This window comes from Sphingomonas albertensis (genome assembly GCF_014358075.1).
GTDB lineage: Bacteria > Pseudomonadota > Alphaproteobacteria > Sphingomonadales > Sphingomonadaceae > Sphingomonas > Sphingomonas albertensis.
On sequence record NZ_JACONT010000006.1, the window covers coordinates 74753 to 91342 of the forward strand.

The 16590-nt window shown below is 65.2% G+C and carries 11 protein-coding genes; 2 read left to right on the forward strand and 9 right to left on the reverse strand.

What is annotated here, in order from left to right; translation table 11 throughout:
* Positions 1–197: 197 nt before the first annotated feature.
* The 3 genes from H8S47_RS04625 to bamA form a co-directional block, all read right to left on the reverse strand.
* Complete coding sequence (locus H8S47_RS04625) at positions 198–893, reverse strand: hypothetical protein (RefSeq protein ID WP_187502747.1); 696 nt, start codon at positions 891–893, stop codon at positions 198–200.
* Between the two features lie 357 nt (positions 894–1250).
* A complete protein-coding gene (locus H8S47_RS04630) occupies positions 1251–1967 on the reverse strand; it encodes a GDSL-type esterase/lipase family protein (protein WP_187502748.1) in 717 nt (238 codons plus the stop codon).
* Positions 1968–2535: 568 nt separating this feature from the next.
* A complete protein-coding gene (gene bamA / locus H8S47_RS04635; protein WP_187502749.1) occupies positions 2536–5178 on the reverse strand; it encodes an outer membrane protein assembly factor BamA in 2643 nt (880 codons plus the stop codon).
* Positions 5179–5430: 252 nt separating this feature from the next.
* On the opposite strand from bamA, the gene H8S47_RS04640 reads away from it, so the two are divergent.
* Positions 5431–5757 carry a hypothetical protein gene (locus H8S47_RS04640; protein WP_187502750.1) on the forward strand — a complete coding sequence of 109 codons (327 nt, stop codon included), beginning with the start codon at positions 5431–5433 and terminating at the stop codon, positions 5755–5757.
* Positions 5754–5912 carry a hypothetical protein gene (locus tag H8S47_RS04645; protein WP_187502751.1) on the forward strand — a complete coding sequence of 53 codons (159 nt, stop codon included), beginning with the start codon at positions 5754–5756 and terminating at the stop codon, positions 5910–5912. The genes H8S47_RS04640 and H8S47_RS04645 overlap by 4 nt, the downstream gene beginning before the upstream one ends.
* A gap of 66 nt (positions 5913–5978) precedes the next feature.
* On the opposite strand, the gene H8S47_RS04650 is transcribed toward H8S47_RS04645, so the two are convergent.
* From H8S47_RS04650 to H8S47_RS04675, 6 genes are all read right to left on the reverse strand, one after another.
* Positions 5979–8066 carry an MGH1-like glycoside hydrolase domain-containing protein gene (locus H8S47_RS04650; protein ID WP_235982601.1) on the reverse strand — a complete coding sequence of 696 codons (2088 nt, stop codon included), beginning with the start codon at positions 8064–8066 and terminating at the stop codon, positions 5979–5981.
* 36 nt (positions 8067–8102) lie between these two features.
* Entirely contained in the window at positions 8103–10991 is a 2889-nt protein-coding gene (locus H8S47_RS04655; protein WP_398456358.1) for a TonB-dependent receptor, read from the reverse strand.
* 132 nt (positions 10992–11123) lie between these two features.
* Entirely contained in the window at positions 11124–12473 is a 1350-nt protein-coding gene (locus tag H8S47_RS04660; RefSeq protein ID WP_187502752.1) for a glycoside hydrolase family 27 protein, read from the reverse strand.
* A gap of 2 nt (positions 12474–12475) precedes the next feature.
* The gene (locus tag H8S47_RS04665) at positions 12476–13918 is read right to left on the reverse strand and encodes a family 43 glycosylhydrolase (protein ID WP_187502753.1); all 1443 of its coding nucleotides are present in this window, start codon (positions 13916–13918) and stop codon (positions 12476–12478) included.
* 2 nt (positions 13919–13920) lie between these two features.
* Positions 13921–14958, reverse strand: coding sequence for an arabinan endo-1,5-alpha-L-arabinosidase (locus H8S47_RS04670; RefSeq protein WP_187502754.1), 1038 nt, complete (start codon positions 14956–14958; stop codon positions 13921–13923).
* A 51-nt stretch (positions 14959–15009) separates the two neighbouring features.
* Entirely contained in the window at positions 15010–16584 is a 1575-nt protein-coding gene (locus tag H8S47_RS04675; protein ID WP_187502796.1) for an alpha-N-arabinofuranosidase, read from the reverse strand.
* Between the last annotated feature and the right edge of the window lie 6 nt (positions 16585–16590).

Genomic DNA, 16590 nt, shown 5'->3' on the forward strand with positions numbered 1-16590 from the left:
CACGGTTTGGCAGCAGAGCGAAGTGAATGATTGAAATGGCACCGAATTTGCCCATCCTCCCCAGGATGCACGGGACGGCGCAAGCCGGCACGCTCACCCGCCGTCGCTGGATGCTGAACCCGTTGGGTTCGGGGCCTCGGGGGCTTGGTGGAGCTTCAAACTGCGCACGCCAAAGGCGTTCCTCCTATATTTAGATCTTACAGGGCCTCTGTGTGACCGCTCGGCGGATTTGCACTATCAACAAAAGCGCGCACCCGGGCGAGGATGGCGCGCAGTTCGGGGCTCTGGACTTCGGCGATCACGTCGTCGACTGTGGCCGTGTCCAGCTTCTTCTGTCGTGCCAGCTTCTCAGCAACCGCGCGGACGAACTCGCTAGGCTTACGAAGCATACGGCGAACGCACTCGCGCACCGTTGGCGGCTGTAGCAGGATGAACGCGTTCGAGATTTGCTCGCTCTGCTGCTCATCGGGCAGTGCGTCCTCGATCGGTACGCACCGCCGGATCCAGTCGAGGAAGCCGCATGCCTTCAGGCGTGCGACGGCCTCGACAACGGCGCTACGCGACTTGTGTATCTTGTCAGCGATCCACTGATAGGTCGGATCGAGCCGGCCGTCCTTACGCCCTCGCAGGCGCAGCAGGCAGCGCAGGACGTCGAGGCCGATCGAACCGAGGGCACCGTTGCGCTTCCCCGGCAGCTTTGTTTCATGCTCGAACGCCTCGGCCGCACGCATCCGCGCGTTGTGCTCGGTTTTCGGAAACGTGTTGTGCGTGCGCCATAGGGACACCTCGGAACCGCCAGCATTGTGGCTGTTGCGGCGCACAGGGGAGTTCGAGCGTGCGCGGTCACGGATGCCTGTCGTGACCTCGCTGAAAGAGCGCGCGAGAGTGCTCACGCCCGGTTAGCCAGTTTGGCGGAGAGCCGCAGGATTCCGTGGCCGGCGGCTTGCCGGTTAGCCAAGCCAACATATTGAGCTGGCGCGATTAACGGAGACCAGTCGGGTGCACCAAACTTCGTCCGTTTCTCGAAATTCTCGATCCAGCGCCGGCGACTTTGGCCGAGAGGCAATCCTAGTCCGTAACGGCATTGCTTGCAGACAGGCGCTCAAGGGCTTTGTATGGGAATTGGCTGGACATCAATTCCTCGGCCCAAGCCCCCGCCACGGAGTTCGGCGCGCTGAGGATTGGGTCGCAGTGATGGGCCTCGAGCCGACTTCTCGCAGGTGGTTCGCACCTAGCGCGCGTTGGGCCGATCAGAACTCGGCGACTGCTATCTGATTGGCGAGCGTACGATAACCACGCCAGTTGAGATGCACGCCGTCCACTGTGTATTCGGGCTTCAAATACCCCATCGGCGCCAGAGCGCGATTGGGGTTTAGGTAGGTGCAGGTTGGGGCCATACAGAGTTTTCGCTCAAATTCGATGATCGGGGCGAGCTTCGCATTGGTCGAGGGGATGCCGGTCTTCAGCGTCGCGACCAGGATCACGCGCTTGCCGCGAAGCGCCTGCAAGATGCCCCGAAGGTTCGCCTCGGTCTCCGCGCGCGGCAATTCCATCTTGAGGTCGTTGACGCCCAGCATGACGATCGCGGTCCGCCCGACGACCTCGTTCCGGCCCAGGCGCAGCAGGAGCCCCTGCGTCGTATCGCCCGGAATACCGTGGTTGTCGACGTCGACCCCCTTCAGCAGCACATCCCATTTGCCGAACGCGACGATCGAATCCCCCAGGAACGTGACGTCCTTTCGATACGGCTGCTCGATGAACAGCGTCGACAGGGTCCGGTACACGAAGTCCTTGTTCGGATCGAATGCCGACAGCTTGTTGATGATCTTCACTGCATAGAAATACGGCTTCAGCTTGTACTGAAACGAGATCGCAGCAACCCAGAATCCGGCGGAGGCCGCCAACACCACCGCGAGGAGATAGAGCCAGGTCGAACGACCTCGCCCCCGCGAACCAGCAGTTGTCATGATCAAATTCTCTTTATCGAAAAAGCAGCGTCGTCAGACGTGGCGTTCGGACCAGCAACCGGTGCATTCGGTTTCGCTAATCGCCACTTCGTCCCCGCACGAATGACAGCGACCGCCGCCAGAAAACTGTGTCCGGGCAAGCGTAACGAGCGGCGGCACCCGCAAAGCCTCCCGAAGCGCCCCCCATATGCGATGGAAGACGGTCAAAACCCCTGCTCTCACTGACGTAATCCCCCCGGATAGCGCTTGAACCAAATACCGCGTCGACACCTGCTAAGCCACGGAGAGTGGTCGACATAGTTCGACACTTACTCTCCGGGTTTCACCCTAGCACTGCGGTGTAAGACACGCCCACGGCCTCCCCAGACCGAGTAGGTTCAGAACACGTATCGTCGGCCCGAGGTCAAACTGTTTTAGATCAGCAACGACTCTATTGGACGAAAATAACACTCGCCTGCGTGATCGGCCTACCCAACTATGTCCTATCTCACGGATGACTGGCGGCGATCCTCCGGCAATTCGGGTATCCCTTCGCACACCGCTCCAGGATCAACCGCACCACGTCCGTCTAGAACTGGCCGCCGATGTTGAAGGTGATGAGCTTGTCGTCGTCGCCGGGGGCCTTGAGCAGTGCTTTCGCCAGATCGATGCGCAGCGGGCCGAACGGCGAGGTCCAGTTGACGCCGACGCCGACCGACAGGCGCGGGCTGGCGGTATTGCCCGAATAGGTCTCCTTATAGGTGCCGAGCGAATAGGTGTACGGCGTGCCGGTGTTGGTGGTGGTGCTGGCGCCGGCGGTGTCGAGGTACAGGAGATTGCCCGAGCCATCGGTATATTGGCGGGTGCCCGCGACGCACGCGACCGAGGCGGCGTTGGCGGCGGCGCAGGTTTCGGTCAGCGTGGGCTTCTTGCCGCCGAACACCGCGCCGACGTCCATGTAGATCGACGGACGCAGGCCAAGCTCGCGCGCGCCCGACCCCATCGGCAGTTCGAGTTCGAGGCGCGCCTGGTAATAGGTCGTGCCGCCGAGCGCGGTCTGGGTGTTCGAGCTGTCGCTGGTCGACAGCGTCGCGGGGACGGTCGAGGTGTCGTAATAGGTGCGCGTCACGCGGGGGCCGACGCCGCGGATGTCGAAGCCGCGCATCTGCGGATCGCCGAGATAGAAGCGGTCGGTAAGCCGGACGTCCTGTCCCAGCCCCTTGATGTAGCCGCCCTCGGCATGCGCCGACAGGATGAAGCTCGATCCGAGGTTCATGTACTTGGTGTAGTTGGCGGTACTCCGGATATATTTGGTATCGCCGCCGAGGCCCGCGAAATCCTGGCTGATGCTGAGCTTGCTGCCCTTTGTCGGGCGGACGCGGCTGTTGGTATTGTCGAACACCAGCGAATAGCCGACCGACGAGGTCCAGCGATTGCCGACCGCGTCGCACAGATACGCGCCGGCGATCGCCGGATCGCACGCGCCGTTGGTGTAATAGGTGTCCTCGTCGAGCGTGACCTGATCGTAGGACAGCCCGTAGCGCGCGGTGGCGGACCAATATTCGGTGAGCGGAACGGCCGCGCGGATCTGGAAGCCGGTCGAGACCTGTTCGTAGGTGGTGTCGTTGCTGTCGCCGGTCGTGCTGTACGAGCTGTAGTCGCGGCGGAAGATGTCGCCGCCGAGCGCCACGTTGGTGTCGAACATATACGGTTCGGTAAAGCCCAGGCTGACCGATTTCGAATAGCTCGACAGGCTGGCATTGGCGCGCAGTTCCTGGCCCATGCCGCGGAAGTTGCGCTGCGTGATGCTGGCCGAGGCGATGAAGCTTTCGAGGCTCGAATACCCGGCGGAGAGTTGCAGCTCGCCGCTCGATTTCTCCTCGAGGTTGGTTTCCAGAATCACGCGGTCGGGCGCGGAGCCCGGCAGCTGCTTGATCGTCATCTTGTCCTGGAAATAGCCGAGCGAGTTGATCCGGTCCTCCGAGCGCTTGACCTGGAAGCTGTTGAACGCGTCGCCCTCCGCAAGGCGGATTTCGCGGCGGACGACCTTGTCCTTGGTCTGTGTGTTGCCGTTGATCTCGATGCGCTCGACGTACGTGCGCTTGGCCTCGGCGATGTTGAAGTTGATCCCCATCGTCAGCGTGTCGGCGTCCTTCGCGAACTCCGGGTTCACTTCGGAGAAGGCGTAGCCGAACAGGCCTGCGGTCTGGCTGAGGTTATCGACCGAATCCTCGACGAGCTTGGCGTTGTACCAGTCGCCTTTCTTGAGCGGCAGCGTGGCGGCGAGTTTCTTGCTGTCGAAGTCGCGGATCTGGCTGTCGACGGTGACGTCGCCGAATTTGTAGCGTTTCCCCTCCTCCACCACGTACGTGATGATGAAGTCCTTCTTGTCGGGCGTCAGTTCCGCCACGGCCGAGGTCACGCGAAAATCGGCATAGCCCTGCGTCAGATAGAACTGGCGGAGCTTCTGCTGGTCGTAGCTGAGGCGATCCTGGTCGTAGCTGGTCGCCGACGAGAGCAGACGTTTGAAGCGCGCCTGCTTGGTCGCCATCTGCGCGCGGATCTGATCCTGCGAGAAGACGGTGTTGCCGAGGATGTTGATCTGGCGGACCTTCGACTTGGGGCCCTCGCTGATCTCAAACACGACATCGACGCGGTTCTGGTCGAGGTTGACCATCTTGGGGTCGATGACCGCTCCGAACCGGCCCTGGCGGCGATAAAGTTCGATGATCCGGGCGATATCCTGGCGGACCGCGGTGCGCGTGAAGATCTGGCGCGGCGCGAGCTTGATCTCCTTGGTGATCTTGTCGCTTTTCAGCGCCTTGTTACCCTCGATCACGATGCGGTTGACGATCGGGTTCTCGCGCACCCGCAGCACGATATTGCCATCGGCGACGCCGGCGATCGAGTAATCGGCGAACAGGTCGCTGGCCTGAAGATCCTTCAGCGCCTGGTCGAGCGTCTCGGTGGTGTAGGGCTTGCCGACGCGCAGCTTGGTGTAGCTGAGGACGGTCTCGGGCTCGATTCGCTGCGAGCCCTCGACGCGCAGGGTCTTGATGGTCGGCGACACCGTGATGCCAGCGGGTGCCGGAACAGGCTTGGCCGTCGACGGGCTTGCAGGGGGCGCCGGAGCTGCAGGGGTTGTCGGGGGAGCCGTCTGCGCACGCGCGGGCGTTCCCAGCGTCCCTGCCATGACCAAGGCCAGGGAACCGGCGCCAAAATCGAACTTCATGCCTGCGTCTCCGGGGGGTGAACCGCGGCGCTATGGGGGGGATGTTTCCCCAAAATGTTCCGCCGTGTCGGGCGATGGCAAGCCTGTAACATGGCCCGTCCAACCGCTGCGCGCACCCGGCGATCGGCCCGGTCGTGTCCGGGTATGTCGCAATCATGTCACACGATGCGGCGCGCGACATTCGCGGGACACCCGCCGATCCTAGCGGGACGTCGCGGGCAGCAGCCTCGTCCGCTTCGTGAAAGGTCCAGTATGCGCGTTGCCATCAAGGGTGTCTCGGCACCGGAACCCATCCGCCCCGCGGCGTCGCCCCCGATCGTCGACAATCCGTTCGCGCCGGAAATCTTCGCAACCGGGTTCACCGGGCTCGCCAATTTGAACGGCGTGATCGTGCTGACGCTGGAGAGCGCACGCTGCGATCACACGCGGCAACCGCCGGGCGTCGACCGCGTCGTCGTCGGCCGGATCGCGCTGACCAGCGCCGCCGCGCAGGAACTCGTGGCCGGGCTCAACCAGTTCCTCGAACAACAGGGTCTGAGCCCGTCTAAAGCGATGGCGGCCGGGGCGACGTTTCAATGAGCGCGGTTCGGCAGGAGGCCGCCGATTATGCATCGATCACGCAGCGTGTCGCGTTCGGGCGGATCGTCGTACCGGTCCGCATGTCCGGCGGCGGCATGGTTTCGGGACCGCTCCGGACACCTCGGGTGTGCGTGAACCGGGTACGGTTCGGCTGATGAATACGGTTCGGCTGACGAAGCGGGGCCGCACGCACGCGCCGCCGGTCCGGCGAATGGCGGCGGTCAGAAGACCTTGAATTCGACCAACCGGGTGCGCTTCGCCGGTGCCTGCGGGAAGCTGACCCGGATCTTGCTGGTCGAGACGGGCGTCCATCCGACCGCCGTAATGCCGTTCGCGACGGGCGTGGCCGGCGCACCGAGCGGCGTCCAGCGCGTGCCATCCCAGATCTGGATCCGGAGCGAGCGCGGGGCGACGAAGTCCTTGCCGTCGGCGAAGAACGCCAGTTCCGCGCGCGACACCGTGACCGGTTTGCCGAAGTCGACCGCATACCACTGCGGGGCCGACGGCTTGGGTGACGACTGGGGCGACGGCTTGGACGAAGATGCGGCTGGCACCTTGGCGGACGACCATCCGTTGGCGAGTTCGGGGAAGAACCAGACACGACCGTCGATCGCGTCATGGACGTTTTCCGCGTCGGTGGCGCCCGACGCGCTACCCTTGGGGAAGGCACCGCGGACGAGCTGCACCGCCCGGTCGATGGGGCGGTCGATCGGTCGGTCGCGTCGGGGAACGGCCGCGCGCGCAACCGGCACGACGAGGCGCGACAGCGTGGGGCTGTGCGCGACGCGCCGGCCGTCGATCTCAATCGTCAGGCCCGGCGTGCCGCCATAATGCCGGCCGTCGACATCCCACGTCACCGCGATGTTGTGGCCGTGATAGGGCACGTCCTGCATCCGGAACCACGCCAGCCCTTGCGGGTCGGCAGCGCCGGGCAGCAGCGGATTGACCTCGAGCATGTCGTCCGCGCGCGGGCGTATCCCGACCAGCCCGGTCAGGATCAGGTCGGCGAACCCCGAGTGGAAATAATGATGGCTGCGCGCCAGCCCGACGATCGGACGGCCGGTGTCGGGGTGGTAATCCTCCTCAAGGTCGAGCCGGTCGCCCTGGTAATGCAGCGCCGCATATTGCCGCAGCAACCGCATGTAATCGCCGCGCGTCACGGTCGACTGGTGATAATGATCGAGCAGGTTGGCGATGCCGGCCAGCACCTGCGTGGTCTGGAACGGCCAGATCGGGCCGTTCCACTGGCATTCGGGCGCGGTGCCTTCGTAGCGATATTGCCGCATGTAATGTTCGTAGCTCGGCTCGACCGTCCGCATGCCGGCGGGGCCGCCCAGCCCGTCCCTGGCGAGCAGATGCGTCCAGGCTGCCGCGAACTTCGCATCGTCGTCGGCGAGGTCGAACGTCCAGGGCAGATACCCGACGAGTTCGCGTCCGCGGATCGGCGCCCAGTATTTCACGAACGCGTTGTCGACCTTGTAGCGATCGATGAAGTGGCCGAGCGGTTCGCTCCACAAGCTGGCTTGGACGCGCGCCTTTATCGCGGCGGCACGCGCGTCGTATTCGGCGGCGCCGGCCGTGTCGCCGGTCAGGGTCGACAGCCGGGCGATCGCGCGGGCGTTGGCGTACATGTACGCGTTGATCGACGGGCGGAAGGAATCGCCGCCGCGGAAGCCGTCCTTGCCGCCCGACGCGTCGATCGAGGAGATCGTGTATTCGGTCGCGTCGAGCAGCGGCTCGACCCAGTACAGCCCCTTGCTCGTGTCGAAATGGTCGTTCCACGCGGCGTACAGCCGCCGCATTGCCGTCAGGTGGCGGATCGCGCCTGCCTTGTCGCCGTCGACGAGGAAACGGCCATAGACCGAGTCCGCCATGTAATCGGTGAAGTGGCGGTCGTTGCCGCGCCGGTACATGAAATCGATATAATCGTCGGCGAAGCGCCGGTCGCGCAGCCAGCGCCCCTCCCCGAGGTGGAAGCCGGTGGCGTCGTTCAGGCTGGCATAGGGTTCGAGCTGCCAGCCGACGTCATCGAGGAACTCGGTCGAGATATACCCGTCGGCGCCGAGATCGCGCTGATGCGCGCGGAACAGCGACCAGCGGTAATAATAGACCGCGTCGAGCTTGGGATCGGCGGATGCGAAGAACGGGATACGGTTTTCGTACCAGGGCGCGTCGTTGCCGAACCGGTCGCGGGCGATGCGGTGGGTGTCGAGCGGCGGTGCGGTCACCGCCGGCGCGGCGACGACCGGGACGGCCGCGCCGAGCAGCAGGGAGAGACGAAGGATCGGCCTCATGACACGTCCGAACATTCCGCCTCTCCTTTTGACCGTACTTATGTGGCCGAATTACTTGAACGTATAGCGCGCACCGATCGCAAAGGTACGGCTGAGCAGCGTCGTTCCGAGATTGAACTGCTCGGGACCGCCGACGTCCTCGAACTTGTAATAGGTCTGCTGCTTCGCCTTGAGGAGGTTCACCGCGTCGAAGGTGAAGCCGAGGCGGTCGGTCGCGTTCAGGGTGAGTTGGAGATCGAGGCTCTTCTCCGGGTTGCGCCAGACGCCAATCGGATTGGCGAATAGCCGTGCCTCGTTGTTGGCGAGGAACGCCTTGCGCCAGATATACGACAGGCGCGCACCGACCGGACCGCGATCATAGGCCAGCGTCGCATTGTACGACAGGTCCGACACACCAAAGAACGGCGACGACGCCTGGCCCGTGATGTTGCCCGCGGCATCCGACAGCGGGATATTCTGCTTCGAATCGAGCACCGTGAGGCTGCCCTGGAAGCCCAGGCCCTTGAGCGGCCCCGGCAGGTAATCGGGGAAATAGGTCAGGCCGAGCTCGACGCCCTTGAGCACGCCGTTCGAGGCGTTGACGGGCCGCGTGATCGCGAACGAGTTGGTGGCGCCGGCGACGATCCCGTTGTTCAGGATGGTCTCGCGGATGGTCAGCGGCACGACCAGCCCGTCGACCTCGCGGCGGAACCCGGTCACGAAGATCGCGCTGTTCCGGTCGAAATACCATTCGACCGCGACGTCGTAGTTCTTCGAATGCGTCGGCTTCAGCGTCGCGGTGCCGGCGGTGCCGCTGCCATAGCCGACATTGGTCAGATCGCCGACCAGGTTGAAGTTCGGGTTGATGTCGGTGAAGTTCGGCCGGCGCAGCGTCTGGCCGTAGTTGAACCGGACGCGCAGCGTGTCGGTCAGCTCGTACCGCGCCGTGAAGCTCGGCAACCAGCGCTCCGACCCGGTCGACACGAAGGTCTGCGCGCCGTTATTGTAGCGATCGAAGAAATTATAGTCGGTATCGACGGTGATGTGCCGCACGCCGGCCTGAAGCTTCAGCGGCCGCCCGAAGATCGAGACCTCGCCATCGGCCTGGATATAGGCGGCGAGCGTCGTCTCATCGATGTCGAACACGCGTTGCAGCGACAGCTGGTCGGACGTCTTCAGCCCGTAGAGACCGCGCACGGTGTCGGCGTTGGCGTTCAGCCAATAGCCGTTCGGCAGCACCCAACTGCTCGGGGAATCGCTCTTGCCGTCGAAGAAGTCGGAATTGGTGAACAGCGCTTCCGACGGCAGCGTCGACAGGTTGCGCCCCAGGACGCCGGCATCCTGTGTCCGGACCGACGTCGATGCCTTGCGGTTGTCATAGCGGAAGCCCGCCTTGATCTGGCGAAGGAAGCCCTCGTCCCAGCCATAATAGCCGTCGAGCGTGCCGGTCAGCGCGCTGCCCTTGTCGCGGTTGGCATTGTCGTAGAACTGCCCGATGTTCCACTGCGTCGGATCGGTCAGGAGTGCGTCATTGTCGAAATGATAGGACGGGATGCCACCGCCCGCGTTGAAGTCGACATCGATCTGTTTGGCCGTACGTTCGGTCCGCATCGCGGTGAACGAACTGGTGACCTTGCTGGTCTGATAGGCGACGTCGCCGATGATCTTGCCGTGCTCGCCGACGTCCCATTTGCCGTTCAGGGCATAGACGAAGGCGTCGGTCTTCGACCGGTTATAGTCGCCGCTGTTGAAGCCGTAGACGTTGCTCGAGGAGCGCGTCTTGACGATGTTGGTACCGTCGTAAAGCCCGACGGGCTGGTTGGTCGGCTGATCGACGAAGCTGAATTGCAGGCTGTTGAACGTCTCGCCGCGGAAGCCGGCGTAGAACACTTCGGCGGTGTAGACCGAGCTGCTGTTCGGCGCCCATTGCAACGCGATGTTGGCCGAGGGCCGCTCGCGCTTGCCGTACAGATCGGAACTGAAGATCGCATCGCGCGACAGATAATAGGGGGTATCGACCCCATTGATGTTGAGCGTCGAACCCGGCGCCGTGGACAGCCCGCGATCAAGCCCCGGCGTCCAGTTCGCGTTGTTGTCGCCCGGGAAGATCCGCTGGAGCGGCACGAGGCCGGAGCCCGCGGCCGGTGTCTCGGTTGCAAACGGCACCAATGCGCCTGCGGTAATCGTCTGATCGCGGTACTTGGTGCGCGTGTAACTCCCGTTCACCAGGACGCCGATGTCGCCGATCCCCGTCTCCCACCGATTGCTGACCAGCAGAGCGGCATTCGGATTATAGGTGTCCGCCTGCTCGTTGTAGATGCCGCGCGCGAGGCCGGAAATCGCGAACCCGTCGAAATCGAACGGGCGGCGCGTGGCGACGTCGATCTGGCCGGCGAGGCCCGTCTCGATCTGCTCGGCGGCGCGCGTCTTGTAGACGTCGACCTGCTTGACGAGGTTGGCGGAGATATCCTGCAACGCGAACGCCTGCCCCGCCGCGGTGAAGATGTTGCGGCCGTTCAGCGTGGTCAGCGCATCGGGAAGACCGCGGATCGAGATCGCCGCGGCTTCGCCACCGGTACGGTTGGTCACCTGGACGCCGGTGACGCGCTGGAGCGCCTCGACGACGTTGTTGTCGGGCAGCTTGCCGACGTCTTCCGAGACGATCGAGTCGACGATCTGCGTCGAGGCCTTGCGGACGTTCAGCGCGCCGACGATCGAGGCGCGGACGCCGGTGACGACGATATCCTCGTCGGTCTGGTCGGTTGCTACTTGGTCGGTGGCGGGCTGGCCGGGTGCGGGCGGCGTCTGGACGGTGTCGCCATCGACGCGCGCGGGCGTGCCGGTCGCTGGCAGGTCGGTCTGATCCTGCGGCGTGGTCGGCACGGCCTGCGCGTTGGCGGGCGCGGCCAGCACCAGGGCTGCGATCGATGCGGAACACAGAATCAACGATTTCATCGCCATTTGGCCTCTCCCTGACATATCCATCCGACCTTATCCGCAGTCGGTATTACTCGGACATTCGCTATGAGAACGCGGGCATTGATGCAAGCGTTAATTTGCCAGGCAATGTGCCGGATAAAGCCCGCAGAACGGTCAGCCGGGGGTAAGCCGATACAGCGCTGCACCATGTGACGGCAGGCTCTTCGTCAGCGTACCAGAGGCCCGCTCCAGATCGCGCCGAGCCCAGAGATCACGGACGCCGACCGGCCCGTTGAGGGCGATCATGGCGAGGCGAAGCTGCACGGAACGCTCGCTTTTGTCTGTGTTAAAGAGTGCGAGATAGCGGTCCTTCGAACCCGGCACGCGCGCCGACCAGACGCGAATGCCATCGGCGACGAAGTGCGGCTGGTTGTCGTAGCTCGACTGGTTGACCGCGATCAACTCGGGATTGGTCAGCAGGTCGAGCGTCGGGCGGTCGAGATGACGCAGGTCGCCGCCCATGATCAGCGGCGAACGCGCGATTGACCAGAGGGTCATCAGGGTGCGCTGTTCGTCGGGCGTGAACTTGGTATCGCGCGCACCGAGCGCGAGGCGCCCGAGCGGCAGCATGTCCGCGTCGGGCCAGCCGCCCGGCACGCGGTGCGCGTTCCAGTTCTCCAGCCGGGTGAACTGCGCTTCGAGCAGCGGCCATTCGTCCCAGAAATCGTCGCTGATCCGCCACATCTGTGCGAAATGGCGGACGTGATCGGCGCGGGGGACTGGCGTTTCCCCGGGCGAGAGGCTGAGGATGATCGGGCGCCCGGTCGCGACGATCGCGGCATGCGCGCCCTCGATCTCGGGGGCATGCGCGTCATAGGGACGGCTCATGTCGTCCATCTTGACCAGGTCGACGCCCCAAGATGCGTAGAGCGCGAACACGCTGTCGTAATAGGCCTGCGCGCCGGGCTTGCGCATGTCGACGCCGTACATGTCCGGGTTCCAGGCACAGATGCTGGCGGTGTCGGCGATGTCGCGCGCGCGGTATTTCGTCCCGAACACCGGCAGGTTGCGCTCCACCGCGAGCCGCGGAATGCCGCGCATCAGGTGGATGCCGAACCGCAGGCCGAGCGCGTGGACGCGGTCGGCGAGCGGACGGAATCCCTTGCCGCCGGCGCTTGACGGGAACCGGTTCGGCGCGGGCAGCAACCGGCCATAATCGTCCATCACCGGCTTCGGCTTGGTCGCGTAGGTGTAGCTGCTTGCCCCCGGCTCGTACCACTGGATATCGACGGTGAAGATATCATAGCCCGACGGCAGCAGCTTTTCCGCCATGATCGTCGCGGTCTCGATCGCCTGCGCCTCGGTGATCGTCGTCGCGAAACTGTTCCAGCTGTTCCAGCCCATCGGCGGGGTCGGCGCGAGCAGGCGCGGCGCGTCCTTCGCGCGCGCCGGACCTGCGGCGCCGATCGCGGTGGCCGCCAACGTGCCGGTGAGCAGCGTGCGGCGGTCGAGCGACAGCGTCATCCTCAGCTCACCAGGAACGTGGCGGAGGCACGGTCGGCGGGGCGCGTCGCGGTCCCCAACGCCACGCCACCCGCGGTATGACGCAGGACCATGCCGGGCTTGCCGAGCGCGGCGAAGGTCACGCCTTTAGCGTTGCTCAAACCCGGCTGCGGCAGGAAGCTCGCACGTTCCGCAAAGGCGCGGCTCGCATCCTTCGTGGCGAGACCGATCCGTCCGTCGGCCTGCGCGACGAGATAGCGATCGGGCGCATCGATCGGCACGAGCGAGACGCTCCCCCTGCCCGCGAGCCCCGGCATCTGCCGGAACTGGCTGGAGGGAATGTCGCCACGCCCGACCGAGACCCTATCGCCGTCGTGACGGAGGAAGGTCGTCCTGTCGCTGGCCGGCGAGAACCGGTCGGGCACCGGTCCGTTACCGACCGGGATGCCGAAATCGGGTGTGCCGTCGGCGGTGTAATACAGCCGCTGCATCCGCGTGTGACGGTTCGGATCCAACAGCGGATCGCCCTTGATCGCGGCATAATCGCGGCCATGATAAACCAGGACGTCGCGACCCTGTTCGTCGACCGTGAAGCTGTTGTGGCCGGGGCCATACACGCCCGTCACCGACGACGAGACGAACACCGGCTTGGGTGACTTCGTCCAGGAATCCGCCTTCATGATGTCCGCATTGGCGTCTGCGGTGATCAGCCCGAGGCAGTAGCGTGCGTCGGTCGCGCTCGCCGAATAGGTGATGAACAGCTTGCCGTTGCGCGCCAGCAGCGACGGCGCTTCGGCGACCTTGTAGCCCTGGATTTCCCAGTCGAGCGTCGGTACCGCGATCCGGATCGGCGGCTTGGCGAGCGTGATCGGCGTGGCGAGCGGCGCCAGATACAGGTTGCTGTTGGTCTCGATCCCCGGCTCGCGCTGCGCCCAGCACAGATAACGCGTGCCGCGGTGGACGAACGAGGTCGAATCGAGATTGAAGCTGTCCCACGGCGTCTTGAGCTGGCCCAGCACCGACCAGCGCGCGGTCATCGGATCGGGACCGTCGGCGACCAGCGCATAGGTGCGGATGCGGAACACGTCCTCGCCGCCGCCGCTCGGGCCGGCCGCGAAATACATGATCCAGCGGCCGTCGATCAGGTGCAGCTCGGGCGCCCAGATGAAGCCCGACAGCGGGCCGCTGGCGAGATGGCGCCAGAGGATCTGCTCGCGCGCGGTGGTCAGCCCGGCGAGCGTGCGCGAACGCCGCAGCACCAGCCGGTCGTATTCGGGCACCGACCCGGTCAGGTAATAATAGCCGTCGGTGTGGCGGAACACCTGCGCATCCGCGCGCTGGCGGACGACGGGGTTGTTCGGCACCGGAGCCACAGCGGGGGTGCCGCCGGGCAGTCGCGCGATCGCGCCGCTCGCCGATGCCGCAGTGGCGCCGGCGAGGAACAGGCGGCGGTTCAGATCCGTCATCGTCAATACTCCGCTACGGGCCAGCCATCGGCGCCCCAGTTGATCGGCGCGATCCGCAGCGTCGGCGCGCCATTCTTGGTCCGGTCGTACGCGTGGTAGACGACGTAATCCTTGCCGTCGGTGTCGTGCATGACGCCGGGATGGCCGGGCCCGCGAAAGCGTTGCTGCTCCTGGAGATCGGCACGCAGGAAGATCGTGCCCCCGCCCTGCATCATCGCACTGCCGTCCTTGCCGAGATACGGTCCGGTGATCGCCTTCGATCGGCCGACGACGGTGTAATAGGTGCTGTTCACGCCCTTGCAGCAATAGTCGTAGCTCGCGAGCAGCCAGTAATAGCCGCCATGGCCGATGATGAACGGCGCCTCGACCGGAGCGGGTCCGCCGGCGGGTGCGGGACGGCGGGCGATCGCGTGGGGCTTCTCATTCGGGGCGAGCAGCTTGCCGGTCGTGGGGTTCAGCGCGAACAGCTTGATGCCGGTCCAGAAGCTGCCGAGCGACAGCCATTCGCGGCCCTGCGCATCGACGACGTGGTTGGGATCGATCGCGTTGAAATCGTCCTTGGCCGTGGACATCACCACCAGCCCCTCGTCGCGCCAGCCATAGCCGGGCGCCTTGGGATCGAGCGTCGGGCTGGTCGCAAGGCCGATCGCCGAGCGGTTCGAGCCGAACGTCGAGACCGAGTAATAGAGCCGGTAGCGCCCATCGGTGCCGCGCGAAATGTCGGGCGCCCACATCCCCTTGGTGCCCGGCACCGCCTTCGTCGCCCAGTCGGGCAGGCGCGTCAGCGGCGGCGTGCCCGCGGTCCAGTGGACCAGATCGGGCGAGGTGCGTGCGCTCAGCATCTGGCCGTCGAGCCCGGTGCCGTAGACGTAATAGGTATTGCCCGCGCGGATCATCACCGGGTCGTGGACCGGCGCGATGTCTCCCGTCAGGCTGGCGTTGAGTGCCCCGCGTGTCGGCGGTGCTTCCGCGGTCTGCGCCGTCACGCCAGTCGCGAGCGTAAGCGCGATCAGTCCGGTCACCCATCGTGGTGCGGCCATCGTCTCTCTCCCGGTCTGTGCGCCCGCCGGTTGCTCCGGCGGGCGTCACGGTCATTTCAGTTCGAGCATCACCACCGACATCGGCGGCAGCGTCACCGACAAGGTGCCGCCGCTGAGGCTGGCGCCGTTGAACGCCGTCGGTGCGACCGCATTGGGCGCCTCGAAGGTGTTGAGCGCAGTCATCGTCGGCGCGGTCAGCACCTGCCCGGTGACGGTTTGCGCGGTCACGCCCGGCAGCGCCGCGGAGACGCTGGTCGGCTTGTTCGGATCGAGGTTCGAGAGCGCGATCCGTACCACGCCGTCCTTGCCGCGCACGGCGGAGGCGCTGACCGACGGCATCGTCCACTGGTCCTTGTTGTACCAGGGCGACTTGATGTCGATCGGCAGGACCGTGCCGTCCATGTACGGCTTGTACATCGCGAACACGTGATAGGTCGGCGTCAGCACCATCTTGCTGCCGTCGGTCAGGATCATCGCCTGCAAGACGTTCACCATCTGTGCGATCGCGGTCATCTTCACGCGGTCGGCATGCTTGGCGAAGATGTTGAGGTTGATCGCCGTGACCAGCGCATCACGGAGCGTGTTCTGCTGACGGAGGAAGCCCGGGTTGGTGCCCGGATCGCCGGCATACCACGTGCCCCACTCGTCGACCGCGAGCCACATCGTCTTCTTCGGATCGACCTTGTCCATGATCGCCGCATGCTTGGTGATCAGCTCGTCCATCCGAAGCGTCTCGGACAGCGTCTCGGCCCAGCCGCGCTCGTCGAACACGGTCGCCGACGCACGCGGCGGCCAGCCGCCGGGGACGGTGTAGTAATGCAGCGACAGCGCATCGACCTTGCCGACCAGCTCGCGCGCCATCGTCTCGGTCCAGTTATAGTCGTCGACGTTGGCGCCGCTCGCGATCTTCATCACGCGCGTGTCCTTGGGCGCCTTGATGAAGGTGGCGTAGCGCCGCGTCACGTCGGCGGCATATTCGGCGCGCATGTTGCCGCCACAGCCCCACAGCTCGTTGCCGACGCCGAAATACGGGACGGCCCACGGCGCCTTGTGGCCGTTCTTGGCGCGCTCGTCGGCGAGCGTTCCCGAGGGCGAGGTCATGTATTCGACCCACTCGGCCATTTCCTGCGGCGTGCCGTTGCCGACGTTGCCGGCGATATAGGCCTCGGCGCCGAGCTGTCCGGCGAGATCCATGAACTCGTGCGTGCCGACCGTGTTGGGCTCGGTCACGCCGCCCCAATGCGTGTTGATCTTGACCGGGCGCTTGGCCTTGGGACCGATCCCCTCGCGCCAGTGATATTCGTCGGCGAAGCAGCCGCCGGGCCAGCGCACGACCGGCACGCCGATCCCGCGCAGCGCGGTGACGACGTCGGTGCGGAAGCCGCGGACGTTGGGGATCTTCGACTTTTCGCCGACCCACAGGCCACCATAGATGCCGGTACCGAGGTGTTCCGCGAACTGCGTGAAGATGCGGCGATCATAGGTCGGGCCGGGCGTGTCGGCGTGGACCGTCACGGTTGCCGCAGTCGAAGTGGGCGCGGAGGCGGGCGCGTCGGTCTGCGCGGTGCCGATGCCGGCGGTCGAGAGCAGCAGTGCGGCGGCGAGGCCCTTCAGCGTGCGGGTCATTTTTGC

Excerpts from the sequence above, each read along its gene's own strand:
- H8S47_RS04630 (WP_187502748.1), bottom strand. The coding sequence starts at position 1,967 with ATGACAACTGCTGGTTCGCGGGGGCGAGGTCGTTCGACCTGGCTCTAT.
- bamA (WP_187502749.1), bottom strand. The coding sequence starts at position 5,178 with ATGAAGTTCGATTTTGGCGCCGGTTCCCTGGCCTTGGTCATGGCAGGG.
- H8S47_RS04640 (WP_187502750.1), top strand. The coding sequence starts at position 5,431 with ATGCGCGTTGCCATCAAGGGTGTCTCGGCACCGGAACCCATCCGCCCC.
- H8S47_RS04645 (WP_187502751.1), top strand. The coding sequence starts at position 5,754 with ATGAGCGCGGTTCGGCAGGAGGCCGCCGATTATGCATCGATCACGCAG.
- H8S47_RS04650 (WP_235982601.1), bottom strand. The coding sequence starts at position 8,066 with ATGTTCGGACGTGTCATGAGGCCGATCCTTCGTCTCTCCCTGCTGCTC.
- H8S47_RS04655 (WP_398456358.1), bottom strand. The coding sequence starts at position 10,991 with ATGGCGATGAAATCGTTGATTCTGTGTTCCGCATCGATCGCAGCCCTG.
- H8S47_RS04660 (WP_187502752.1), bottom strand. The coding sequence starts at position 12,473 with ATGACGCTGTCGCTCGACCGCCGCACGCTGCTCACCGGCACGTTGGCG.
- H8S47_RS04665 (WP_187502753.1), bottom strand. The coding sequence starts at position 13,918 with ATGACGGATCTGAACCGCCGCCTGTTCCTCGCCGGCGCCACTGCGGCA.
- H8S47_RS04670 (WP_187502754.1), bottom strand. The coding sequence starts at position 14,958 with ATGGCCGCACCACGATGGGTGACCGGACTGATCGCGCTTACGCTCGCG.
- H8S47_RS04675 (WP_187502796.1), bottom strand. The coding sequence starts at position 16,584 with ATGACCCGCACGCTGAAGGGCCTCGCCGCCGCACTGCTGCTCTCGACC.